Genomic DNA, 24,009 nt, shown 5'->3' with positions numbered 1-24,009 from the left:
CGCCTGCCCGCGCGCGGCGGCGGTATCGGCGGCGGTCGCCCGCGCCAGCGCGTCGGCGGTCGCCGGGTCGCAGCGCGCCGGCGTCGGGCAGAGCGCGGCGCGCAGATACCAGATGGCGCTGGGCGCCGGCGCCACCGCGTCGACGACCCGGATGTCGGCGGCATCGCCTTCCGCCACCCGCACTGCGGTGAGGCCGAGGGCGAGCCAGTCCGCGGCGAGCCGACCGAACAGCAGCGTCGCGCCCGGCGCGGCGGGGAGCGCGACGCGGATCGGGGGCGGTGCGTCTTCGCGTTCGCGCCAGCCGGCGATAATCGCATGGGCGCTCGCCTGGCGATCCGCCTGGGTCAGCCCGGCCCAGCGCGGAACGGCGGGGTCGGCGGCGGACCGATAGCGTTCCGGCAGTATGGCGACATCCGGCCGGGCGTCGTTGCCGCCGATCGCGGCCATCAGCGCCTGCCGGTCGATCGCCATCGCCAGCGCGCGGCGGATGTCCGGATCGGCGAAGAACGGGGCGTCGCCGGCGACCATCAGGCCGAACAGGCCCTCCGCCGGATCGATCCGCACGTCGCGGGTGCGCGGCACCCCCATCCGCGCGATCGGAAGATCGCCGTAGCGGCCGCCGAGCACGAGATCGGTTTCGCCGCGGGTGAAGCGGACGACCGCCAGCGCCGCGCGCTCGCCGCGCAGCAGCAGGGTGCGGTCCGGGCCGGGCGGCAGCGGTTCTCCATCCTCGTCGAATTCCGGCAGCGGGGTCAGCCGGATCACGCCGCCCTCCGCCTTCTGGCGCAGCGGGCCGGCGCCGCCGGCGGCGATCACCGCCATGTCAGGCTGGGCGAGCAGGTTGAGCAGCGGCGGGCGGGGCGCGCGCAGCCGGATCTCGATGATCTGCGGCGTCGTCGCCGAGATGCTGTCGATCAGGGCGAGGTCGGCGCGCAGCGGGTTGCGGCTGGAACGGGAGACCGCGGCGCGCAGGCGGCGGACGACATCATTGGCGGTGATCGGCTTGCCGTTGGCGCCGGTCGCGGCGCGCAGGCGGAAGATATAGCTCAGCCCGTCATCGGTGACGATCCAGCGTTCGGCCAGCGCCGGTTCGATCTGGCCGGCGGCATCCATCGCCACCAGTCCTTCCGCGACGGCGCCGGCAAGCACCGCCGCCGCCGTGGTCATCGGGCCGCGATCCGGATTGGCGAGCGCCGGCTTTTCGCCGATCACGCTGACCGCGACCGGCGCCCCGGCCTTTTCGCCGCAGCCGGCAAGCGCGGCGGCGAGGGCGCAGAGCGGAAGGAGCGGGCGAAGCGGTATCATCGGGACGCGGACCTTTGGCTGCACAGTCTGGGCCAGCCGGGCTGGAACGGGCGGCGGCGCGGGCCGGTGCCGCCTCCGCACGGCTGGACGACCTCTACGGTGCCGGGCGCGCCACGCCAAGCCCGGCGCGCAGATGATCGGCGAGGCGCAGGGCGAGGGCGACGATGGTAAGCGTCGGGTTGGCGACGCCGCCGGTCGGGAACAGCGCCGACCCCGAGACATAGAGGCCGGCGACGCCGAACACTTGGCCATTGGCGTCGCACACCCCCTCCGCCGGGCTGTTCGCCATCCGCGCCGTGCCGATATGATGGCCGGGAGTGGGGTGCAGCACGGCATGGTCGAGCGCGGCGTCGTCGCATTCCAGTTCGACGCCGCTGCCCCGGCTGGCGTCGCGCATCAGCGCCATGCCGCGCCGGAACATTGCCCGGTCGGCATCGGTGGTCCGCCAGTCGACGATGACGCGCGGCACGCCGAGCGCGTCGCGCGCGTCGGACAAAATAATCCGGCTGTCCGGGTTCGGCACCTGTTCGAGATGGATGTCCATCGCGTAGCGGCCGGTGGCGTTGCGCAGGAACACCGAGGGCAGCTTGCGCTTGGCGAAGGTTCGCAGCCGCAGCCAGCGGGCGACGAAGGCGACCAGCATCGGCACGCCGAGCAGCATGTTGCGCAGATGGGCGAGGTGGAAGGTGAACGGCCGGCGTTCCCGCCCGGCGCCGAGATTGCGGGCGCCGGTGATGATCCGCGCATATTCGGCGACCAGCCCGCCCTTGGCGAAATACATCGCCGACAGGATCGGGTTGCGGTGCGCGGGATCGGCAATGTCGGGGTGGGTCGGCCGGATGTTGATCTGAAACAGCCGCTCGCGTTCCAGCGTGGCGCGGTCGAGCGCGATATAGCGGCGGCACCACACCCCTTCGGGCGAGCGCTGATAGTCGAGCCGGGCGCCGGGGGCGCAGCGCATCGTCCCGACCTGAACATGCAGATGGGTCTGGTAATAGCGGCCGACGAGGTCGCCGCCGAGGCCGGAAGCGAGCAGCAGGCGCGGCGTTTCGATGCCGCCGGTGGCGATGACGACGCAGGGCGCGGCGATGGCGCCGGCCGGGGTTTCGACCCCGGTCACCCGGCCGTCGGCGGCGGTGATCCGCAGCACTGGGTGATCGAGCAGTACGGTCACGTCGCGCGCCTGGCGGAGGCGTTCGCCGTAGCTGGCGACGAAATCGGTCGGCAGGCTGAAGCGCTCGACCCGGTTGATGTCGATTTCCGGACCCGGCGCGCGATCGACCAGCGGCGCCGGCGCGGGGCCGAAGGCGGTAGCCGCGTCGAAACTTTCCGGCCCGGCATGGCAAAGGTCGAGCGCGGCGGCGTGGTAGCGGCGCACCTCCTCATAGCCGATCGGCCAGCCGGAATGCGGAATCCAGTCCCGCGTCGCGAAATCGACCGGGTCGAGCGGGATGCAGCGGCCGCCCCACAGCGGCGTCGTCCCGCCATAGCCACGGCGGCGGAACAATTCGGTCGGGATATGGGTGTCGGGCGATACGCTGTCGGCGCGGTAGAAGGCCTGGCTGGCGGGCGAGGGGCGGGCGCCGCCGGCCTCTACCAGTAGCACGCGGCGACCGCACCCTTCCAGCGAGAGGGCGAGGGCGATCCCGGCGGCGCCCGACCCGACGATCAGGATATCCGCTTCGGCGGGCTGGGTGTTGGCGATCATAGCAGGGCGGCGGCGGCGCGCAGATGGTCCGGCGAGGTCGTTTCGACCAGCACGGCGGCAAGGCGCGGGTCGGCGACGGCGGCGGCCAGCGCCTCCATCGGCGGCGTCGTGCCGCGATGGCGCAGCACGCCGCGCGCGACAAGCGGCACCGGGGCGGTGGCCGGCAGCGCCACATAGGGTGCCTGGACCATGCCGATGCCGGGCATCGCCAGCGCCGCCGCGACGACGTCCGCCGAATCCGCCGAGACGCCGTAGCCGGCGATCATGCCTTTGTCGCGGATGGCGGCGAGGGTGGCGACGACCGCCGGATCGGCGACCGTCGCCACCGACGGGCTGTGCAGCAGCAGCATGTCGATCCGCTCGATCCGCAGCCGCTTCAGCGCGGCGACGACGTCGCGTTCCATCGTCCGGTGATCCAGATCGAAGCCGACATTGGCGGCGCGCTGGCTGGCGACGAAGGCGTCGCCGGCCGGCGACGGGCGGCGCAGGCGCTTGACGATCGGCTTGAACGGCCGGATCAGCCGCATCTTCGCCGAGAAGCGCTTGCCGATCTTGGTGACGATGAACGCCTGGTCGCGCTTGCCGGCCAGCGCCCGGCCGAGGATGCGCTCGCTGTCGCCCTGGCCGTAGATATTGGCGGTGTCGAACAGCCGCACACCCAGCGAAAAGGCCAGTTCGATCAGCCGCTGCGACTCCGCCGGGCTGCTCGGGTTGGTCAGCGACCCCACGCGGGCGCAGCCCAGGCCGATGCGCGTGAAGGGGGGCGTGGAGGCCATCTTGGCGGGTTCCGTGACTGGGACGAGGACTGATCGCGCGCACAGTAGTGGAAGTTGGTTCATGGTCAATGAACGCAAGCGCCGGCTGGATGCTTGACCGGCGCGCGAAACTGGCGGCACACCGGGCTCAGGGTTCATTCCACGGGATTATTCGCCGATGCCGCTTCTTCGCCTGTCGCTGTCGTCCGCGCTGGCCTGTGCGCTGGCCGCTCCGTTGGCCGCCGCCGCGCCGGCCGCCGACCCCAACGCCTATCTGGAGGAGGTGGAGGGCACGCGCGCGCTGGCCAAGGTGCGCGAGTGGAACGCCGCGGCCGACGCGGTGCTGGAGAAGGAGCCGGGCTTTGCCGCGTATCGCGAGCGGGCGCTGGCGCTGCTCCAGGACGACGCGCAGATCGCGGTGCCGGACCGGGTGATCGGCGACCGGGTGCTGAACCTGTGGCGCGACAAGGCGCATGTGCGCGGGCTGTGGCGGGTCGCCTCGCTCGCCTCGTTCGCGGCGGGCAAGCCGGAATGGCGCACGCTGATCGACATCGACGCGCTCGGCCGGGCAGAGGGCAGAAGCTGGGTCTGGGGCGGGGCGGATTGCCGGGCGCCGGACTATGCGCGCTGCATCGTCACCCTGTCCGACGGCGGCGGCGACGCGGCGGTCAGGCGCGAGTTCGACATGGCGAGCGGGCGGTTCGTGGCCGATGGGTTCGTGCTGCCGGCGGCGAAGAGCGCCACCGCCTGGGCCGGGCCGGACGCGCTGTACGTGACCACCGATTTCGGACCGGGGAGCCTGACCAGTTCCGGCTATGGCCGGATCGTCAAGCTGTGGCGGCGGGGGACGCCGCTGTCGGCGGCGACCACGGTGGCGGAGGCCGAGGCGAGCGACGTCAGCATCCGCCCGCATGTGTTCGTCGAGGGCGAGGCGCGCTGGCCGGTGATCGCGCGCGGCATCGATTTCTACCGCAGCGAGGTGAGCCATGTCGCGCCGGACGGGCGGCTGGTGCGATCGCCGCTGCCGATCGACGCCGAGGTCGAGGATGTGCTGGACGGACACCTGTTCGCGACGCTGGCCAGCCCGTGGCAGGGGCACCCGGCGGGCGCGATCGTCGAATATGCGATCGCCGACGTGCTGGCCGGGCGGACGCCGGTGGTGCGCGCGGTGATGGTGCCGGGGCCAAGCCAGGCGATCGAGCAGGTCGCGGCGGGCAAGGCCGTGCTGTGGGTCAAGTTGCTCGACGACGTGTCGGGCAAGCTGGTCGCGCTGCGGCAGGGGGCGGACGGGGCATGGGCGCAGCAGGCGGCGGCGCTGCCGGCCAACGCGACCATCCATCTGGAAGCGGCGGCGGGGCGCGAGGAGCTGGCCTTTGCAACCGTCGAGGGGATGCTGACGCCGCCGACGCTGTACGCAGTGCGGCCGGGGGCGGCGCCGGCGGCGGTGCAGGCATTGCCGGCGCGGTTCGACGCGTCGAAGATGGAGGTGACCCAGCGCTTCGCGACGTCGAAGGACGGGACGAAGGTGCCCTATTTCCTGGTCCGCAAGCCGGGCGCCAAGGGGCGGGTGCCGGCGCTGATCCACGCCTATGGCGGGTTCCGGCTGGCGCAGACGCCGACCTACCTGACCGGCCAGCCCTATCGCAGCGGGCCGGCGGCGCTGTTCTGGGTCGAGGAGGGCAATGCCTATGTCCTCGCCAACATCCGCGGCGGCGGGGAGTACGGCCCGGCCTGGCACCAGGCGGCGCTGCGCGAGAAGCGGCAGAACGCCTATGACGATTTCCATGCCGTCGCCGAGGATTTGATCGCCGCCGGGATCAGCGCGAAAGGCCGGATCGCGGCGTCGGGGCGGTCGAACGGCGGGTTGCTGGTGGGCGTGCTGATGACGCAGCGGCCCGACCTGTACGGCGCGATCATCATGGGATCGCCGCTCACCGACATGAAGCGCTATTCCCACCTGCTGGCCGGCGCGTCGTGGATGGGCGAATATGGCGACCCGGACAAACCGGAGGACTGGGCGTTCATCGAACGTTATTCGCCTTACCAGAAGCTGGCCGCCGGGGTGCGCTATCCCAAGCCGTTCATCTACACGTCGACCAAGGACGACCGCGTTCATCCCGGCCACGCCCGCAAATTCGCGGCGAAGCTGAAGCAGCTTGGCGACGGGTTCTATTATTCCGAGGCGATCGAGGGCGGCCACGCCGCCGGGGCCGACCGGCTGGAGGATGCCCGGCGCGCAGCGATGGTCACGGTCTATCTGAACAAGGAACTGGGCGCGGCGGCGCGGGATTGACGGTCCGGGGCGGTGGATAGCCGCGCCCCTGCTGGGCTCGCGATGACGGGAATGGCGGCGGTCGGGGCGCGGGGGGTTGGCTTCCGGCTCCGGTTGCCGCAACGGTGGCCGGCATGGCCGATGCCCCGCCCGAGACCGTGACCGCGCCCGGCGCGCCGCCGTCGCCGCTGTCGATCCCGGTATTCCGGGCGGTGTGGCTGGCGAGCATGGCGTCCAATTTCGGCGGGCTGATCCAGTCGGTCGGCGCATCGTGGATGATGGTGTCGCTGACCGGATCGCCGCAGATGGTCGCGCTGGTCCAGGCATCGACGACGCTGCCGATCATGCTGCTGTCGCTGTGCGCCGGGGCGGTGGCCGACAATCTCGACCGGCGCAAGGTGATGCTGTCGGCGCAGGCGTTCATGCTGGTCGTGTCGGCGGGCCTGGCGCTGTGCACCTGGGGTGGGCTGCTCAGTCCGTGGCTGCTGCTTGTCTTCACCTTCCTGATCGGCTGCGGCACCGCGTTCAACGGCCCGGCCTGGCAGGCGTCGGTCGGCGACATGGTGCCGCGCCCGGTGCTGCCGGGGGCAGTGGCGTTCAACAGCATGGGGTTCAACATTGCGCGCAGCCTTGGCCCGGCGGTCGGCGGGCTGATCGTCGCGGCGGCGGGGGCGGCGGCGGCGTTCCTCGCCAACGCCCTGTCCTATGTCGGGCTGATCGTCGTGCTTGCCCGCTGGCGGCCGAACCTGCCGCCGCGCCTGTTGCCGCGCGAGCGGCTGGGCGTCGCGATGGCGGCCGGGCTGCGCTATGTCGCGATGTCGCCCAGCCTCAGGGTAGTGATGCTGCGCGCCGCGCTGTTCGGTATCGCGGCGAGCGCGATCCCGGCGCTGATGCCGCTGGTTGCGCGCGACCTGATGGCCGGCGGCCCGCTGGTCTACGGCATGCTGCTGGGCGGGTTCGGCATCGGCGCGGTCGGCGGGGCGCTGGCCACCGTTCGCCTGCGCCGGTCGATGTCGACCGAGCGGATCGTGCGGATCGCGTCGCTAGCGCTGGCGGTCGGCGCGGTGGTGACCGGCGCCAGCCGCTGGATGCCGCTGACCATCGCCGCGCTGATGCTGGCCGGCTCCGGCTGGGTGCTGGCGCTGTCGACCTTCAACGTCACCGTGCAAATGGCGTCGCCGCGCTGGGTCGTCGCGCGCGGGCTGGCGCTGTACCAGATGGCGGCGTTCGGCGGCATGGCCGCGGGGAGTTGGGTGTTCGGCCTGATCGCGGAGGGCGACGGCGTTGCCATCGCCCTGTTCGCGGCGGCGATCGTCCAGGCGGCGGGTGTGCTGATCGGGTTCCGCCTGCCGTTGTCGCAGGTCGAGGACCTGAACCTGGACCCGCTGCGCCGATGGACGGAGCCGGAGACGGCGGTGCCGGTCGAGCCGCGCACCGGGCCGGTGGTCATCACCATCGAATACCGGATCGCACCCGGCGACGTGATGGCGTTCCTGAAGGTGATGGCGGAGCGCCGCCGCATCCGCCGCCGCGACGGCGCCCGTCACTGGACGCTGCTGCGCGACCTGGCCGACCCGATGCTGTGGATCGAGCGGTATCACGTCCCGACCTGGCTCGACTATGTCCGCCACAACCAGCGCCGCACCCACGCCGACGCCGACAACAGCGCGCAACTGTTTGCCCTCCACGCCGGGCCGAACCCGCCGGTCGTCCACCGGCTGATCGAGCGCCAGACCGGGTCGTTGCCGACCGGCCGGGTGCACGCGACCCCCGAAGTCAGCGACCCGATGACCGACCCGACGCGCAGCACCTGACCGGGGACGCTACGGCCGACCGGATTTTTGCAAAATGCCGGCGAGTGCGCGACAGTCTGCCGAGCCGGGAGAGGAACGGATCGGCATGGAGCATTTCGACGTCATCATCGTCGGGGCCGGATTGTCGGGCATCGGTGCCGCCTATCACTTGCAGAAGCATTGCCCGGACCGCAGCTATGCGATCCTCGAGGCGCGCGACGCGATCGGCGGGACATGGGACCTGTTCCGCTACCCCGGCATCCGATCGGATTCGGACATGTTCACGCTCGGCTATTCGTTCCGTCCGTGGGTGGAGGCGAAGGCGATCGCCGACGGCCCGTCGATCCTGAACTACGTCCGCCAGACGGCCAGCGACAACGGCATCGACCGACATATCCGGTTCGGGCAGCGGATGACGCGCGCGTCCTGGTCCACGGCCGAGGCGCGCTGGACAGTGACCACCGAGCATGACGGCGGCGCGGGCGGCTTCACCTGTTCCTTCCTGCTGATGTGCAGCGGCTATTACGACTATGCCGGCGGCCACGACCCCGACTTTGCCGGGCGCGAGGATTTTACCGGCCGGATCGTCCACCCCCAGCACTGGCCCGACGATCTGGATTACGCCGGCAAGCGGGTGGTGGTGATCGGCAGCGGCGCGACGGCGGTGACCATCGTGCCGGAAATGGCGCGGACGGCGGCGCACGTGACGATGCTGCAGCGATCGCCCACATATGTCGTGTCGCGGCCGGCGGAGGACCGGATCGCCAACGGCCTGCGTCGGGTGCTGCCGGCGAAGCTGGCCTATGCGCTGGTGCGGTGGAAGAACGTGCTGCTCGGCATTCTGTTCTTTAACCTGGCGCGCAAGCGGCCGGAGAAGACGAAGGCCAAGCTGATCGGCCTGGTCGGCGACCAGCTTGGCCCCGATTACGATGTCGCGCGGCATTTCACCCCCGACTACAACCCGTGGGACCAGCGGCTGTGCCTGGTGCCCGACGCCGACCTGTTCGACGCGATCAAGGCGAAGCGGGTGTCGGTGGTCACCGACCGGATCGCGCGGTTCACGCCGGGCGGGATCAGGCTGGAATCGGGCGCGGAGCTGCCCGCCGACGTGATCGTCACCGCGACCGGGCTGAAGCTGGTCGTGCTCGGCAAGGCTGAGTTCCTCGTCGACGGCGCCCGCGTCGATTTCGCCAGGACGATCAGCTACAAGGGGATGATGTTCAGCGGGGTGCCGAACCTTGCCTCCGCTTTCGGCTATACCAACGCGTCGTGGACGCTGAAGGCCGACCTGACCAGCGCCTATGTCTGCCGCCTGCTGAACCACATGAAGGCGGGCGGGCATGCCATCGCGATGCCGACTTTGCCCGCCGAGCCGATGGACGCGGCGCCCTGGCTGGATTTCACATCGGGCTATGTCCAGCGATCGCTGGCGCTGTTTCCCAAGCAGGGGACGCGCAAGCCCTGGCGCATTCACCAGAATTACCTGCGCGACCTGATGCTGTTCCGCTACGCGCCGATCGATGACGGGGCGATGATGTTTTCCGGGTCGCAGTTTACGTCAGCGTAAAGCGCCGCTATCGTCGGCGTCGAGAGGAGTCGGCCGGAATGGACCTGAATTTCACCGCGGATGACCTTGCCTTTCAGGGGGAGGCGCGCGCCTTCATTGCCGCACATTACCCGCCGGCGCTGCGCGCGCGGCAAGAGCGGGGCGAGGAACTGGGCAAGGAGGATTACCTGAGCTGGCACCGGGTGCTGGCGAAGCAGGGCTGGGTCGCGCCGGGCTGGCCGGTGGAGTATGGCGGGCCGGGCTGGACCGCGACGCAACGCTATATCTGGTCCGAGGAACTGGCCCGCGCCGACACCGTGCCGATCCTGCCGTTCGGCATCAACATGGTCGCGCCGGTGATCTACACGTTCGGGACGGCCGAGCAGAAGGCACGCTTCCTGCCGCGCATCCTGTCCGGCGACGACTGGTGGTGCCAGGGCTATTCCGAGCCGGGCGCCGGGTCCGACCTGGCATCGCTGCGCACCCGCGCGGTGCGCGACGGCGACCATTATGTCGTCAACGGGCAGAAAACCTGGACGACGCTGGCCCAGCATGCCGACTGGGGGTTCTTCCTGGTCCGCACCGACACGACCGGCAAGCCGCAGGAGGGCATCAGTTTCCTGCTGATCGACATGAACACGCCCGGCATCACCGTGCGGCCGATCATCACCCTGGGCGGCGAGCATGAGGTCAATGAAGTGTGGCTGGAGGATGTGCGCGTGCCGGTCGACCAGCGCGTGCACGAGGAGAACAAGGGCTGGACCTGCGCCAAATTCCTGCTTGCCCATGAGCGCACCGGCATTGCCGGCGTCGCCCGGTCGAAGCGCGGGGTGGAACGGATCAAGGCGATCGCCCGGACAGAGACGGACGGCGACCGGCCGCTGATCGCCGACCCGTTCTTCCGCCGCAAGCTGGCCGAGCTGGAGGTCGACCTGACCGCGCTGGAATTCACCGAACTGCGCACGCTGGCGGGCGAAGCGGCGGGCAAGGGGCCGGGGCCGGAATCGAGCCTGCTCAAGATCAAGGGCACCGAGATCCAGCAGCGGATCACCGAGTTGGCGCTGGAGGCCGTCGGCCATTACGGCGCGCCCTATTTCCGCGGTTTCGGCGAAGGCGACAACGCCCAGGCGATCGGCCCCGACTACGCCCGGCGGGCGGCGCCGACCTATTTCAACATGCGTAAGACCAGCATCTACGGCGGGTCGAACGAGATTCAGCGCAATATCATCGCCAAGATGGTGCTGGGCCTGTGACGCGGCGCGCCCGCCCGGCCGAAAGGGGCTGACATGGATTTCACCTATACCGACACGCAGGACATGCTGCGCGACACGCTCGGCCGTTTCCTGACCGAGAATTTCGATTTCGAGCGGCGGCGCAAGGTCGTCGCTTCTGACAGCGGGCGCGACCCCGGGATATGGAAGGCGCTGGCGACGGAGCTGGGCATATTGGGCGCGCCCTTCGCCGAGGCCCATGGCGGGCTGGGCGGCGGCGCGGTCGACAATCTGGTGGTGATGGAGAAGCTGGGCGAGGCGATCGCCATCGAGCCGTACCTCCAGACGGTGGTGATCGGTGGCGGCGCGCTGAAGGCGGCGGGCGGTGCGCTGGCCGATGCGCTGATCCCCGAGATCATCGCCGGCGACGCGATCATCGCCTTCGCCTATGCCGAGCCGCAGGGGCGCTACGACCTGGCCAATCTACGCACGACCGCGAAGCAGGGCGGCGGCGGCTGGGTGCTGAACGGGCACAAGGCGGTGGTTTATGCCGCGCCGTGGGCGACGCACCTGCTGGTGACGGCGCGGACCGGCGGCGGGCAGCGCGAGGCGGACGGGGTGTCGCTGTTCCTGATCGAGGCGGGGCTGCCCGGCATCGTCCGCCGCGATTACCCGACCGTCGACGGTTTCCGCGCGTCGGACGTGCATTTCGAGAATGCGGCGGTGCCGGCGGACGCGCTGATCGGTGGGGAAGGCGCGGCACTGCCGATCGTCGAGCAGGTGGTCGACGAAGCAACCGCCGCCGTCTGCGCCGAGGCGTGCGGGGTGACGCGGATGCTGCATCGATCGACGCTGGACTATGCGCGGCAGCGCAAGCAGTTCGGCCGTGCGATCGCCGATTTTCAGGTGCTGCAGCACCGGCTGGTCGACATGTTCATGGAGGTCGAACAGGCGGTCAGCATGACGCTGATGGCGACCCTGAAGCTGGACCTGCCGGCAGCCGAACGTGCAGCCGCCGTGTCGCAGGCCAAGGCGAAGGTCGGCAAGGCATGCCGCTTCGTCGGGCAGAACGCGATCCAGATCCACGGCGGCATCGGCATGACCGACGAACTGGCGGTCGGCCATTATTTCAAGCGGGCGACGATGATCGAGGGGCAGTTCGGCTCCGTCGACCATCACCTCGGGCGGTTCGAGGCGCTGACGATCGCGGCGTGACCGGCGGGGGCGTTCCGCAACCCCGGCGACGGTGATACGGTATACGAATCATCGTTCCAGGGGGATGCCTTCATGCGCCGTCGTACCTTCCTTGCCGCGGTTCCCGCCGCCGCGATCGCTTCGTCCGTGCGGGCACAGGGGGCGGCCGCGCCGGGGGGCGGCGCGGCGAAGCCGGTCGACAATGAGCGGCGGCTTGACGTGCGCGCCGGCGACCGGCCGGTCGGCGCCAATTTCGCCAGCCGATCGGCGGTGTTCGGGGTGAACGGCGCCGCCGGATCCGCCCATCCGCGCGCGACGATGGCGGCGATCGACATCCTGCGCAAAGGCGGGTCGGCGGTCGACGCGGCGATCGCGATGAACGCCTGCCTCGGCTTCCTGGAGCCGACCGCCAACGGCATGGGCGGCGACGTCTACGCGCTGATCTGGGACCCGAAAGCGGGCAAGGTGCAGGGCATCGCCGGATCCGGCCGCAGCCCGCGTGGGCTGAGCCTGGAGACGGTGCGGGCGCGGGCGAAGAGCGGCGCCATCCCGCCTTACGGCGCGGTGTCGGTGTCCGTGCCCGGCGCGGTCGACGGCTGGTGGACGATGCACCAGCGCTACGGCAAGCTGAAGTGGGCGGAGTTGTTCGAGCCGGTGATCGCGATGGCGGAGGACGGCGTGCCGGTCGCCCCGGTCGTCGCCTTTTACATGGCGCGCGGCGTCGCCAACTTCCAGCGGCCGGGGATGGGGATAGAGGAGGTCGCCAACATGCGGGCGACCTATGCGCCCGGCGGCAAGGCACCGGCGGAGGGCGACGTATTCCGCAACCCGGACCTGGCCCGGACGTTCCACCTGCTCGCCAAGGGCGGACGCGACGCCTTTTACGACGGGCCGATCGCCGACACGATCGAGGCCTATTTCAAGCGGATCGGCGGGTGGATGACCCGCGCCGACCTGGCCGCGCAGCACGCGGGGTGGAGCGAGCCGCTGACCACCGACTATCGCGGCGTCACCGTCCACGCGATCGGCGAGAACACGCAGGGCCTGGCGACTCTGCAGATGCTGAACATCCTGGAACGATTCGACATGCGTGGTGCCGGTTTCCAGTCGGCGTTGTCGATCCACCTGCAGGCGGAGGCGAAGCGCCTCGCCTATGAGGACCGCGCCCGGTATTACGCCGACCCGGAATTCGCCAAGGTGCCGTTCGCGTGGCTCGGGTCGAAGGAATATGCCGCCGAGCGCGCGAAGCTGATCCGCCCCGACCGGCTGATGACCGACGTGCGGCCGGGGCAGGCGCCCAGCCACGGCGACACCACCTATTTCAGCTGTTCCGACAAGGACGGCATGATGGTGTCGATGATCCAGTCCAATTTCCGCGGCATGGGATCCGGGCTGGTCGCCGACGGGCTTGGCTTCATGTTCCAGGATCGCGGGCAGCTATTCTCGCTGCGCGATGGGCACCCGAACGTCTATGCGCCGGGCAAGCGACCGTTCCAGACGATCATTCCCGGTTTCGCGACGCGGCAGGGCAAGCCCTGGCTGGCGTTCGGCGTGATGGGCGGCGACATGCAGCCGCAGGGGCAGGTGCAGATCCTGGCCAACCGCATCGATTACGACCTGGACGTGCAGGCGGCCGGCGACAGCCCGCGCTGGCACCACGGCGGATCGTCGGAAGCGATGGGCGAGGACGGGGCGGAGGAGAAGGCGTCGCCGACCGGCGTGCTGAACCTGGAAACCGGCGTGCCGGCGGAAACGCAGGCGAAGCTGGCGGCGATGGGCTGGAAGATCGCCGAGGCGCCGGGCGGTTACGGCCGCTACGAATGCGTCGAATGGCTGGAGCGGGCGGGCGGCCGCGTCTACGCCGCCGCCAGCGAGATGCGCGCGGATGGCTGCGCGCTGGCCTATTAGAGCCTGTCCGCTTCAAGCTGCACCGCCTTCCAGCACCTTTCCAACGATGCCGTGCATCGCCGGAACCTTGGGCGCCGGTGCCGATTCCGCTTGAAGCAGACGGAATCCAGGCTCTGCTGCCATTGGATTGCCCCGCTTCGTCATTGCGAGCGGAGCGAAGCAATCCAGGGCGTTGGCGCGCAATCCGGACTGCCGCGTCGCTGCGCTCCTCGCAATAGCGATTCCAGTTCATCGCATCATGCTCTGGTCGGCGGCGGACTGTCTTATTATGGGATGACGGGTGCGGCGCGGCGCCGGTTGCGCGCCCGGCACCGAGATGAAACAATAACGATGATTGAACGCCGCTGCGCCGCTTTGGCAGCGGTGCGGCAAATAGGGCGTCACGCATGGGTCTTGCCCGCATCGACACGGCGGATTTGCCGGCGCACCAGCGCTTCGATTTCTGGCGTAGCCTGCATGCCGGGCTTGATCTGTCGCTGACCGACCCGGCGGCGCATGACGGCTATGACGCGGAACTGCGCATGTGGACGACGCAGGACGGGGTGCTGCTGGGCCATTCGATCAGCGCCAATACGCGCTGCCGCTTCGGGCGGGGCTGGGCCGACCATTTCGTGTTCTCCTTTACCCTGGGCGGCGAGGTGCGGTTGCGCGCCGGCCATGACGAGGCGGTGGTACTGGACCGCGACAGCGGGCTGGTGGTGATGGATGCGAGCCAGGCCGCGACCACCGACGTCGGCGCGGTCGGGCACGACCACCTGTACCTGACCGTGCCGCGCGCGTTGGCGATCGGCGCGGTCGGCGGCGACCCGCTGCAACGGCGCGGCGGTGTCGTCAGGCTGGACGACATGCCGCTTGGCCCGGTGCTGCGCGCGCATCTGGAGCAACTGCGCCGGCATGGCGACCGGCTGTCGCGCGTCGAGATGGATGCCGGCGTCGCCGCGGCCACGCAACTGGCGATCGGCTGCCTGCGCCAGCTTCATGCCGACCGGCCCGACGAGGCGCTGCGCTCCGACGTCGTGCTGATCATGGCGGCGCGGGGGATCGCCGAACGCCACAGCGCCGATCGCGATTTGAGCGCGGCGGCGATCGCAGCGCGGCTCGGCTGCTCGCGCGCGCACCTGTACCGGGTATTCGCGCGACAGGGCCTGACGGTAGGGGAGATGGTGCGCGGCGTGCGGCTGGAGCGGGCGAAAGCGGTGATCGCCGCGCGGCGCGACGGCGCGATCGAGGATGCGGCGGCGATGTCCGGTTACCGCAGCGCCGCCGCGTTCAGCCGGGCTTTCAGGCAAAGCTATGGCATGTCGCCGCGCGCGTGGCGGGCGGATGTGCTGAGACGGTCGGACCAGTGATCTGAGACGCCCGGCAAAGCGCGTTTGGTAAAAGCGCCCTTCAGCTATTTGAGGGGGTATCCATGAAGATCCGTCCGTCCGCCCTGGCGGGGGCCGTCGCGCTGCTCGCCCTGGCCGTACCGGCACAGGCCGCCACTTACTACTTCACCTTCTCGGGGGATTTCGATGCCAGTTTCGAACTGGATTCGAACCCGTCCGCAGCCCTTTACGGGTCTGACTTCACATATAGCACGAGTATGTACGGCTACTTCCGGCTCCGCAACTTCACGGTCACGTCGAACGGCGTTACGTCGACGAATGGCGACATCCTCTTCTACCCGGCGAGCGCGGCGGGCGGCGTGCGCGTGGCGCTGGGCAGCACCCTGCTGTTCTCGCTGCTGGCGATCGACCTGTTCACCGGCCCGACGTCGAATCCCACCATCAAGCTGGGCGAATTCAATTTCACCACCCAGAAGCTGCCGTTCAGCACCCAGCCGCAGCCGACCAATACCAAGCTGGTGATTTCGGCGACGCGGCCGGTGTCCGCGGTGCCGGAGCCGGCGGGCTGGGCGATGTTGATCGCCGGCTTCACCCTGATCGGGGCCGCCGCGCGCGGACGCAGGGTGCGGACGGCGATTACCTACGGCTGATCCCGGTGGGGCGCCGCGCCTCCCGCCCTGCGACAGAGAGCAGGGCGGGAGGCGCGTTAGCTCAGGATGCGGTGCCGCGGATCAGGTCGGCGGCCTTTTCGCCGATCATGATCGTCGTGGCGTTGGTATTGCCCGAGATCAGCGTCGGCATGATCGATGCGTCGGCGACGCGCAGGCCGTCTACGCCGCGCACGCGAAGCTGGTCGTCGACCACCGCCATCGTGTCGTTGCCCATCTTGCAGGTGCCGACCTGATGCGAGACGCAGCCACCGTTCTCGCGGAAATAGCCCTCTATCTCATCGTCCGAGCGGATGTCGGCGCCGGGCAGGTGCTCCGACGCCACGAAATCGGCCAGCGGTGGGGTTTGCGCGATCTTGCGGGCGAGCTTCAGCGCCTCGACCAGTATATGGCGGTCGACCGGGTCGGCGAAATAATTGGGGGCGAGGCGCGGCGGTTCCGACGGATCGGCGCTCGCCAGCGTGATCCGCCCCCGGCTGCGCGGGCGGACGGGGCAGATGAAATTGGCGAAGCCGGAGAATTTGAACAGCCCGTCCTCGTAATAGCCGCCGCTGAACGTCTGGAACAGGAACTGGACGTCGGGCGTCGCGGAACTGGGCAGGATGCGGGTGAACAGACCGGCCTGCCCGGCGGGGACCGACAGCGGGCCGTTGCGCAGCAGCAGCCAGCGCAGGCCGGCGGCAAGCTGGCGCCGCTTGCTGAGCATCACGTCGTTCATGGTGATCGGCCGGGTGCAGCGCCAGGTGATCTGGCCGCCATAATGATCCTGCAGATTCTCGCCGACGCCGGGCAGGTCGGCCTCGACCGGGATGCCGAGATCGCGAAGCTGCGCGGCCGGGCCGACGCCGGACAGCAGCAGCAGATGGGGGGAATTGACCGAGCCGCCGGATAGCACCAGCTCGCGCCGGCAGGTCATCCGCACGGTGCGGCCGCCGGTGCGGAGATCGACGCCGACCGCGCGGCCGTTTTCGAAGACGATCTTCTCCGCCAGGCTGTCGGTGACGACGGTCAGGTTCGGGCGGCCGCGGGCCGGGCGCAGATAGGCGTAGGAGGCGGAACAGCGGCGGCCGTTGCGGATCGTCCCCTGATAATAGCCGACACCTTCCTGGCTGGCGCCGTTGAAATCGGGGTTGTGCGGAATGCCGTTGCGGCCGGCGCTGGCGATCAGCGCCTCGCACAGCGGGTTGCGTTCGCGGATGTTGGTGATGCTGAGCGGGCCGCCGACGCCGTGGAATGCGTCCGCGCCGTTTTCCTGGTCTTCCGACTTGCGGAAATAGGGCAGTACGTCCTCATAGCCCCAGCCCCGGTTGCCGAGCTGGCGCCAATGGTCGTAGTCGGCCGCCTGACCGCGAATGTAGATCAGGCCGTTGATGCTGCTCGACCCGCCGAGCGTCTTGCCGCGCGGCCAGTAGATCTGCCGGCCGCCGAGCGCCGGGTTCGGTTCCGTCATGTATTTCCAGTTGACCGCCGGGTCGGCGATAGTGCGGCCGTAGCCGACCGGGATCTTCAGCCAGAAGCTGTCGTCCTTGCCGCCGGCCTCGACCAGCAACACGCTGACGTCGGGCCGTTCGCTGAGGCGCGCGGCGACCACGCAGCCGGCCGAGCCGGCACCGACCACGATATAGTCGAACGCGGCGCTTTCAATCTGCATGTCTTGCTGTTCCCTGGACCCGTCGAAAAGGAGGGCCGGCCGGCGCGGCCGGCATCGGTCATTTGAGCGCGGCGGCGTGGGCGGCGACGGCGTCGATCGCCGCGTCGTCCGGCAGCACGGCGGCGGCGGCGCGCATCTGCTGGCCAAGCGTATCGCCTTCGCGCCCGCGGATGCCCGCCTTGTAGTTGCGTAGCTGCCGCGCGAGATAGGCGGCGTCGGTGCCGGCCAGCGGCGGCGCGCCGAGCGCCGCGTTGCCCTGCGCCTTGTCCCCGTGGCACGCAACGCAACTGACGAACAGATCCGCCCCGGCCGGGTTGGCCGGGGATGCCGCCGGCTGTTGCGGCGGCGCGGGCAGGGTGGCGATATAGGCGGCGACGTCGCGCACTGCCTGCTCGTCCGGCAGCGCCTTGGCCCGGCCGTTCATCTGCACACCGAGGAAATCCTCCGGCCCGCCGCGCAGCCCCTTGCGGTAAAGGATGAGCTGTTCGGCGACATAGGCGGCCGGCAGGCCGGCGAGACGCGGCGCGTTCATGCCGGCGAACCCTTCGCCGGCATTGCCGTGGCAGCCCTGGCAGGTGGTGTAATACGCCTGCCCGCGCGCGACCTCCGGCGGGACGGAAGAAGCCGGCGGCTTGCCGGCCGTGCAGGCGGCCAGGGCGGCGGCGCTGCCGAGCAGGAGGAGGCCGGCGCGCATCGGATCAGGCCATCGCCGCCGCGACGGCGGCGCTGTCGATATATTCGTCGAAGCTGGCGATGCGGCCGTCGGCGACGGCGATCGCGTGGATCCACGGCACCGAATAGGTCTTGCCGGTCGCCTTGACCCGGCTTGTCTCGATGCCGCGGACGAAGACGGTGGCGCCGGCCGCCTCCATCGACTGAGGCGCCATCTCGACCGGTTCGGCGTGCTCGCCGAAGCGGGCGAAGAACTGGCCGACGCCGTCCGGGCCGGTGAAGGTACCCGCCCACGGGATCACGCCGTCCGGGCCGTGGTAGGTCCAGCGGCAGTCGGCGGCGAGCAGCGCCATCGCCGCCGCCATGTCGCCGGAGCCGAGCGCCTGGAAGAAGCTGTTGACGGTATCGGTTGCGGAAGCGGTCATGACGGTCCTTTCAGGATTGGCGGGGCTGGGGCTCAAGCCCGTAGAAGGTGTGGAACACCCGTTCCGGATCGTATTTGGCGCGCAGGGCGGCGAGCTTCGCCCAGCCTTCCGCCGTGTAGCATTCGCGGATGCGGTGGGGCCGGCCTTCCTGGTTCAGCTCGTTGATGTAGCTGCCGGTGCCGAGCGGCTGCAGTTCCTCGTAGAGCGCGATCAGCCAGTCCTTGTTGGCCTTGTCTGCGGCCGGATCGTCCCACTGCGCGTAGCAGGAGACGTAGAAATTGCCCTTGGTCGCGGTCGCCCCGTCGGGCATGTCCGGCCGGCCCTTGTAGAGCAGCACCGGCGCGGTCACGCGCGAGGGGGAATGCGGCATGTGCCGCATGATGACCTCGATCGGCTTGGCGAGGCCGTCGGCATAGATGTTGTCGACGCAGTAACGGCGCTGCGGGAACGGCACCTCGTTGCCGTAGTAGAGATTCTCGAACGTCTCCGGCGCGTTCTTGTTCGCGACCAGCGCCAGCTTGGTGATCGGATGATCGGCGAGCGGCGCCATGCCGGCTAGCGCCTGCTGTTCGGTATCGACGAAGGCGACGCTTTGCAGCACCAGCACCTGGTCACAGCCGGGGGCCGAGCAGGCTTTCTCCAGCCCCGGCGGCGCGGCGGTGATGACGCCGATCAGCTCGACGTTCAGCGGCAGCTTCGGGCCGATTTCCTCCATCGCCTTCGCCACGTCCGGCGCGCTGGTGAACGGGAAGATGTAGGTGTGCGAGCGCATCGCCTTCGGCCGGGGGTAGCAGCGCAGGCGGAAGCGGGTGACGACGCCGAACAGGCCGGGGCCGCCGCCGCGCACCGCCCAGAACAGGTCCGGATTCTCGCGCTCGCTGGCGGTGCGCACCGTGCCGTCCGGCGTCACGATCTCCACCTCCAGGATCGCGTAGGTCGCCATGCCGCCCCAGGCGTTGCCGTTCCAGCCCAGCCCGCCGCCGAGCAAGAAGCCGCTGATCGGCACCATGCCGCAATGGGCGGTCGGGAAAGCAAGGTCGTGGCGGGCCAGATCCTCCTGCAGGCGGCGGCCGATGACGCCGGGGCCGACGACCGCTTCGCCGCGCGCGGCGTCGATCTCGATCGTCGACAGGCGCGACACGTCGACGAGCATGCCGTCGTCGCGCATGAAGCAGCCGCAAAAGCTGTGGCCGCCGGCGCGGGTGGTGATCCGGCGCTTGCTCTGGCGGGCGTGGTTGACGGCGGCGACGACGTCCTCGACGCTTTCAGCCTGGACGATGATGTCCGGCCGACGCGGGAATTTCTGCGTCTGCCAGATCATGCTCTGGCGCCACGGCTCGTAGAATTCGGTGTCGCGGGCGACGACCTGGCCCTTCACCGCCTTCTGTAAGTCGGCGACCTCTGCTGCGGCATCGGCCGCCCTGGCGATGCCGGACAGCGGCAGGCCGACCGCCGCCATGCCGGCCAGCGTCGCGGTGCCGGCGAGGAACAGGCGCCGGTCGGTGTGCGGGGCGCCGGGGAGAAGGGTGGGGCGGCTGTCGGATGTCATCCTAGCTCTCCGTCAGTGCCTGACGACGCCGGCCTTGACGGCGAGGTGCGCGTACAGCCCTTCCTCGCCAAGCTCGTGGCCGACGCCGGACTGCTTCCAGCCGCCGAACGGCAGGGAAAGGTCAAGCGTGTTGTGGTTGTTGATCCAGACCGTGCCGGCCTGCACCCGATCGACGAAGTCGGAGATGGTGGCGAAATCGCGCGACCAGATGCTGGCGCCGAGGCCGAAACCGCTGGCGTTGGCCAGCGCCAAGGCGTCGTCCATGTCGTCGAACGGGAAGGCGACGAGCACCGGGCCGAAAATCTCCTCCTGCACCACCGCATCCTCCTGCCGCGCGCCGACGAGCAGCGCCGGCCGCATGTACGAGCCGGGATCGTCGACCGGCGTGCCACCGTAGAGGAGGGAGGCGCCGTCAGCCACGCCGCGTTCGATATAGCCGAGCACCCGGTCGCGATGCGCGGCGCTGACCAGCGGACCAAGGGTGGAGGCGGGATCAAGGCCGGGGCCGATGACCAGCGAATCGGCGATGGCGGCGATGCCGTCGACGACGCGGTCGAAGACGCTGCGATGAACATAGAGGCGCGATCCGGCGCAGCAATTCTGGCCGTGATTGCCAAGGATCGCCCAAGCCGCGCCGGGGATCGCGGCGTCGAGATCGGCGTCGGCGGCGACGACCACCGGCGACTTGCCGCCCAGCTCGAGATTGTATTTCTTGAACCGGGGCGCGGCGGCGGCGGCGATGCTGCGCCCAACGGCGGTCGATCCGGTGAAGTTGATCTTGTCGACATCCGGGTGCGCGACCAGCGCGGCGCCGGCCTCCGCCCCGGTGCCGGTGACGACGTTGACCACGCCGGGCGGGATGCCCGCCGCGATGCACAGTTCCGCCAGCCGCAGCGTGGTCAGCGGCGTCTGCTCCGCCGGCTTCAGCACGATCGTGCAGCCGGTCGCCAGCACCGGCGCCAGCTTCCATACCGCTTCGCACAGCGGCACGTTCCACGGCATGATCCCGGCGACGACGCCGAGCGGCTGCAACCGGGTGAAGCCGGAGAAGCGGGTGCCGGGCATGTAGGGGACCGACAACTCCATCGTCTTGCCGGCGATCTTGGTCGCCCAGCCGGCCATGTAGCGCAGCGTGTGGACGGAGAATTGTGCGTCGAACAGCCGGGTGTTCTGGATCAGCTTGCCGCTCGACACCGTCTCGATCTGGGCGAGGGTTTCGGTTTCGGCGTCGATCAGCTCGGCAAGGCGCAGCATCACCGCCTCGCGCTGGTGCGGGCGCATCGCCGGCCACGGCCCTTCGACGAAGGCGCGGCGGGCGGCGCGGACGGCGCGGTCGACATCGCCGGCGTCGGCCAGTGCCGCCTCGGTGACGGCGCCGCCGTGGCTTGGGTCGACGATCGGCGCGTAGCGGCCGGCGGCCGGCGCCTGCCATTCCCCGTCGATGAACAGCATCTTGCGGCCGTTGAGGAAGGCGCGGGCGGCGTCGGTCAGCCCGGCATAATCGTTGGCGAGCGTCATCGCCGGCCGTTCCCGGTGCGGTGGTGTCGTTCGGCCGATTGGCGCCGTGCCTGCGTTATGTGGTCCATCGTTGACGGCGGGGCGCGTGCCGGCGCCCCGCATCCCTCCTAGAAGCGAAAGAACAGGCTGCCGCCGAACACGCGCGGTTCGGAGTAGATGAACTGCGTGTAGCCGATGTCGTTGAACTGGTAGATCTTGGTCGGCGCGACGTTGTTGGAGATGTTCCTGACGAACGCCTGCACCTGGACATTCTCGTTCAGGTCCAGTGAGATGTTGGCGTTGTGCTTGAAGTATGCGCGCAACCGCACTGACGGATCGTTGAAGTTGTTGGTGTAGCGCGACGAGCGGTAGTTGCCGTCCCACGACAGGGTCAGCGTCCGCCCGTTGGCGAGCGGCACGGCGTAGGTGATGCCGCCGTTCGCGGTCCACGCCGGCGCGTTCGCCATCTCGCGGTCGGCGGTGTAGGTGCCGCCGCTGGGCAGCGAGTTGGTCACGCCCTTGATCCTGGTGTTGAGGTAGGACCCGCCGAGCGACAGGGTCAGGTGGCGGACCGGAACCGCCTCTATCTCCACCTCGCCGCCATAGGCGCGGGCGTCGTGGTTGCTGAGCAGGCCGCCGACGCCCTCCCAGTTGAAGGTCTGGAAGTTCTTGTAATCATAGTAGAAGAAGGCGCTGTTCAGCCGCAGCCGGCGGTCGAGCAGGGTCAGCTTCTCGCCGACTTCATAGGCGATGTTGGTTTCCGCGCCGTAGCGTAGCTTGTCCGTCGTCACCCCGCCCGGATAGAAGCCGTTGCTGAACCCGCCCGACTTGGTGCCGCGCGAGATGCTGGCATAGAGCAGGGCGTTGCTGGTCGGCTTGAAATCGACCTCGAACTTACCAGACCACAGCGTCTTCTTGTAGCGGTCGGCATAGGGGTTGGCGATGCCGGGGCCGTCCGGCGCCGGGAAGCAGTTGGTCGGCAGCGCGAAGCCGGGGCAGGAGCGCAGCGACGCGTTGTCGGCGTCGCGGAACTTCTTGTCGTCGCGCGTCACCCGGATGCCGCCGATCACCGTCACCGTCGGCGCCACGTCATATTCGGCCTGTCCGAAAATGGCGGCGGAGTTGGTGCGTAGCCGCCAGTTGGCGGCGAGGTTGATCGGCAGGAAGGCGCCGTCGTAGAGGCCCGTCGCCGGATCGACCGCCGTCGGCCCGGAAACCGGCACGTTGAACACCGCGAACGGATTGTTCTTCGACCGCGAGTTCAGGCCGTAGACGCCGGCCGTCCAGCGCAGGCGATCACCCGAATAGTAGAAGCGGAATTCCTGGCTGGCCGAATCCGCCTTGTACGGGAAGCTGGCGTAGCAGGTGTCGTTCGGGCTGGCGTCGCAATCCTCGCTGTATTGGCGAGAGAAGTGCTGATAGCCGGTGACCGAGGTGAAGGTGACTTCCCCCAGCTTGCGCTCCGCGCGCAGCAGCAGAGTGGTGCCCTGCGACTTCAGATGCTGCGGCCGGTTGGTGTTGGTGACGTTGGGCGCGCCGGCGCCGAACAGGTCCTCGTTATAGCCGGCGGCGTCGGTGCCGGTCGGGTTGAGCGAGGCGAGGCCGGTCAGCGCGTCGCGGACGCTGGGTGTCTGCTCGTAATAGGTGTGGACGTGGTTCTGGCGGCCGTATTCCGCCTTGAACAGCACATCCCAGGTACCGTCGTCGTAACGCAACTGGCCACGCACCGCGTCGGTGCCGGCGGCGCCACCCTTCGCATCGGCAAAGGCAGGGTTCAGGTTGCGGATATAGCCGTCCGAATGATGCGAGAGCATCGCGACGCGCGCCGACAGCGTGTCGCTGATCGGCGCGTTGATCGCCGCTTCCAGCTTCAGCTCGTTGAAGCGCGCGTAGGTCGCCTTGGCGAAGCCTTCCAGCGTGTCGGTCGGGCGGGCGGTGACGTAGTTGACCAGGCCGCCGGTCGAGTTGCGGCCGAACAGCGTGCCCTGCGGGCCGCGCAGGATCTCCGCGCGTTGCAGGTCGAACAGCGCGAAGTCGACCGCCGGCACGTTGACGATGTAGAATTCGTCGACATAGACCGTGACCGGCGCTTCATTGCCTTCGCCGAAATCGTTCAGGCCGACGCCGCGAATGACGATGTTGGCGCTGGAGCCGGGGCCGTAGGGCGAATAATTGTCGACGCTCGGCGTCCGCACGATCAGGTCGATGCTGTTCGAGATGCCACGCTGCAGGATCTGCTCGCCGGTGATCGCGGTGACGGAGATGCCGACATTCTGAAGGCTCTGCTCGCGCTTCTGCGCGGTGACGACGATATCGTCCAGCCCTTCGCCGGCGGTCTGGGCCAGCGCGGCGGCCGGCACGCACAGCGCGGCGGCGGCAAGGGCGAGGATCGAGGTGGAAACGGAACGGGTCATGCGCCTCCCCAAGAAGCTTGTCCGGGCGCGATGATGTCGCGCCCTGCTTTGTTCAGGGTCGACCTGCGGTTCGGCAGTGTCGCCCAGGCGCACTTCTGATCGATCCGGGGAAG

At 69.5% G+C, this 24,009-nt stretch carries 17 protein-coding genes; 8 read left to right on the top strand and 9 right to left on the bottom strand.

Going from position 1 to position 24,009, the window contains the following annotated elements:
• The 3 genes from E4A53_RS11280 to E4A53_RS11270 form a co-directional block, all read right to left on the bottom strand.
• Positions 1–1,305: ABC transporter substrate-binding protein (locus E4A53_RS11280; RefSeq protein ID WP_168694370.1), on the bottom strand; the 1,305-nt coding region annotated here is incomplete at its 3' end.
• Between the two features lie 94 nt (positions 1,306–1,399).
• On the bottom strand, positions 1,400–3,013 hold the full coding sequence (locus E4A53_RS11275) for an FAD-dependent oxidoreductase (RefSeq protein ID WP_136163212.1): 1,614 nt from the start codon (positions 3,011–3,013) through the stop codon (positions 1,400–1,402).
• Positions 3,010–3,789, bottom strand: a complete 780-nt coding sequence (locus E4A53_RS11270) for an aldo/keto reductase (protein ID WP_168694369.1) — start codon at positions 3,787–3,789, stop codon at positions 3,010–3,012. Before E4A53_RS11270 ends, E4A53_RS11275 begins: the two co-directional genes overlap by 4 nt.
• A 157-nt stretch (positions 3,790–3,946) precedes the next feature.
• Here E4A53_RS11270 and E4A53_RS11265 point away from each other — a divergent pair, with 157 nt between their 5' ends.
• The 8 genes from E4A53_RS11265 (at position 3,947) to E4A53_RS11230 (ending at position 15,670) form a co-directional block, all read left to right on the top strand.
• Positions 3,947–6,061 (top strand): prolyl oligopeptidase family serine peptidase, encoded by a 2,115-nt coding sequence (locus E4A53_RS11265; RefSeq protein ID WP_136163210.1) that lies wholly within the window; start codon positions 3,947–3,949, stop codon positions 6,059–6,061.
• A 113-nt stretch (positions 6,062–6,174) separates the two neighbouring features.
• Positions 6,175–7,854: an MFS transporter gene (locus tag E4A53_RS11260; RefSeq protein WP_136163209.1), complete on the top strand. Its 1,680-nt coding sequence runs from the start codon at positions 6,175–6,177 to the stop codon at positions 7,852–7,854.
• An 85-nt stretch (positions 7,855–7,939) separates the two neighbouring features.
• On the top strand, positions 7,940–9,400 hold the full coding sequence (locus tag E4A53_RS11255) for a flavin-containing monooxygenase (protein WP_168694371.1): 1,461 nt from the start codon (positions 7,940–7,942) through the stop codon (positions 9,398–9,400).
• 38 nt (positions 9,401–9,438) lie between these two features.
• Entirely contained in the window at positions 9,439–10,632 is a 1,194-nt protein-coding gene (locus tag E4A53_RS11250; protein WP_136163208.1) for an acyl-CoA dehydrogenase family protein, read from the top strand.
• Positions 10,633–10,665: 33 nt separating this feature from the next.
• Entirely contained in the window at positions 10,666–11,805 is a 1,140-nt protein-coding gene (locus E4A53_RS11245) for an acyl-CoA dehydrogenase family protein (protein WP_136163207.1), read from the top strand.
• 72 nt (positions 11,806–11,877) lie between these two features.
• Positions 11,878–13,692: a gamma-glutamyltransferase family protein gene (locus E4A53_RS11240; RefSeq protein WP_136163206.1), complete on the top strand. Its 1,815-nt coding sequence runs from the start codon at positions 11,878–11,880 to the stop codon at positions 13,690–13,692.
• A 386-nt stretch (positions 13,693–14,078) separates the two neighbouring features.
• A complete protein-coding gene (locus E4A53_RS11235) occupies positions 14,079–15,041 on the top strand; it encodes a helix-turn-helix transcriptional regulator (protein WP_136163205.1) in 963 nt (320 codons plus the stop codon).
• A gap of 62 nt (positions 15,042–15,103) precedes the next feature.
• Positions 15,104–15,670, top strand: coding sequence for a PEPxxWA-CTERM sorting domain-containing protein (locus E4A53_RS11230; RefSeq protein ID WP_136163204.1), 567 nt, complete (start codon positions 15,104–15,106; stop codon positions 15,668–15,670).
• Between the two features lie 61 nt (positions 15,671–15,731).
• On the opposite strand, the gene E4A53_RS11225 is transcribed toward E4A53_RS11230, so the two are convergent.
• The 6 genes from E4A53_RS11225 to E4A53_RS11200 form a co-directional block, all read right to left on the bottom strand.
• The gene (locus tag E4A53_RS11225) at positions 15,732–17,339 is read right to left on the bottom strand and encodes a GMC family oxidoreductase (protein WP_136163203.1); all 1,608 of its coding nucleotides are present in this window, start codon (positions 17,337–17,339) and stop codon (positions 15,732–15,734) included.
• A gap of 58 nt (positions 17,340–17,397) precedes the next feature.
• Entirely contained in the window at positions 17,398–18,033 is a 636-nt protein-coding gene (locus E4A53_RS11220) for a c-type cytochrome (RefSeq protein WP_136163202.1), read from the bottom strand.
• Positions 18,034–18,037: 4 nt separating this feature from the next.
• Positions 18,038–18,436 (bottom strand): nuclear transport factor 2 family protein, encoded by a 399-nt coding sequence (locus E4A53_RS11215; RefSeq protein ID WP_136163201.1) that lies wholly within the window; start codon positions 18,434–18,436, stop codon positions 18,038–18,040.
• A gap of 10 nt (positions 18,437–18,446) precedes the next feature.
• Positions 18,447–19,985: an FAD-binding oxidoreductase gene (locus E4A53_RS11210; RefSeq protein WP_136163200.1), complete on the bottom strand. Its 1,539-nt coding sequence runs from the start codon at positions 19,983–19,985 to the stop codon at positions 18,447–18,449.
• A 12-nt stretch (positions 19,986–19,997) separates the two neighbouring features.
• Entirely contained in the window at positions 19,998–21,503 is a 1,506-nt protein-coding gene (locus tag E4A53_RS11205; protein WP_136163199.1) for an aldehyde dehydrogenase family protein, read from the bottom strand.
• Positions 21,504–21,610: 107 nt separating this feature from the next.
• The gene (locus E4A53_RS11200; protein ID WP_136163198.1) at positions 21,611–23,896 is read right to left on the bottom strand and encodes a TonB-dependent receptor; all 2,286 of its coding nucleotides are present in this window, start codon (positions 23,894–23,896) and stop codon (positions 21,611–21,613) included.
• Positions 23,897–24,009 lie beyond the last annotated feature (113 nt).

It is taken from the genome of Sphingomonas flavalba, from assembly GCF_004796535.1.
GTDB lineage: Bacteria > Pseudomonadota > Alphaproteobacteria > Sphingomonadales > Sphingomonadaceae > Sphingomonas_L > Sphingomonas_L flavalba.
This window is presented reverse-complemented; position numbering and strand designations above follow the sequence as displayed.

Coding starts and splice junctions, on each gene's coding strand:
- E4A53_RS11275 (WP_136163212.1), bottom strand. CDS start 3,013: ATGATCGCCAACACCCAGCCCGCCGAAGCGGATATCCTGATCGTCGGG.
- E4A53_RS11270 (WP_168694369.1), bottom strand. CDS start 3,789: ATGGCCTCCACGCCCCCCTTCACGCGCATCGGCCTGGGCTGCGCCCGC.
- E4A53_RS11265 (WP_136163210.1), top strand. CDS start 3,947: ATGCCGCTTCTTCGCCTGTCGCTGTCGTCCGCGCTGGCCTGTGCGCTG.
- E4A53_RS11260 (WP_136163209.1), top strand. CDS start 6,175: ATGGCCGATGCCCCGCCCGAGACCGTGACCGCGCCCGGCGCGCCGCCG.
- E4A53_RS11255 (WP_168694371.1), top strand. CDS start 7,940: ATGGAGCATTTCGACGTCATCATCGTCGGGGCCGGATTGTCGGGCATC.
- E4A53_RS11250 (WP_136163208.1), top strand. CDS start 9,439: ATGGACCTGAATTTCACCGCGGATGACCTTGCCTTTCAGGGGGAGGCG.
- E4A53_RS11245 (WP_136163207.1), top strand. CDS start 10,666: ATGGATTTCACCTATACCGACACGCAGGACATGCTGCGCGACACGCTC.
- E4A53_RS11240 (WP_136163206.1), top strand. CDS start 11,878: ATGCGCCGTCGTACCTTCCTTGCCGCGGTTCCCGCCGCCGCGATCGCT.
- E4A53_RS11235 (WP_136163205.1), top strand. CDS start 14,079: ATGGGTCTTGCCCGCATCGACACGGCGGATTTGCCGGCGCACCAGCGC.
- E4A53_RS11230 (WP_136163204.1), top strand. CDS start 15,104: ATGAAGATCCGTCCGTCCGCCCTGGCGGGGGCCGTCGCGCTGCTCGCC.
- E4A53_RS11225 (WP_136163203.1), bottom strand. CDS start 17,339: ATGCAGATTGAAAGCGCCGCGTTCGACTATATCGTGGTCGGTGCCGGC.
- E4A53_RS11220 (WP_136163202.1), bottom strand. CDS start 18,033: ATGCGCGCCGGCCTCCTCCTGCTCGGCAGCGCCGCCGCCCTGGCCGCC.
- E4A53_RS11215 (WP_136163201.1), bottom strand. CDS start 18,436: ATGACCGCTTCCGCAACCGATACCGTCAACAGCTTCTTCCAGGCGCTC.
- E4A53_RS11210 (WP_136163200.1), bottom strand. CDS start 19,985: ATGACATCCGACAGCCGCCCCACCCTTCTCCCCGGCGCCCCGCACACC.
- E4A53_RS11205 (WP_136163199.1), bottom strand. CDS start 21,503: ATGACGCTCGCCAACGATTATGCCGGGCTGACCGACGCCGCCCGCGCC.
- E4A53_RS11200 (WP_136163198.1), bottom strand. CDS start 23,896: ATGACCCGTTCCGTTTCCACCTCGATCCTCGCCCTTGCCGCCGCCGCG.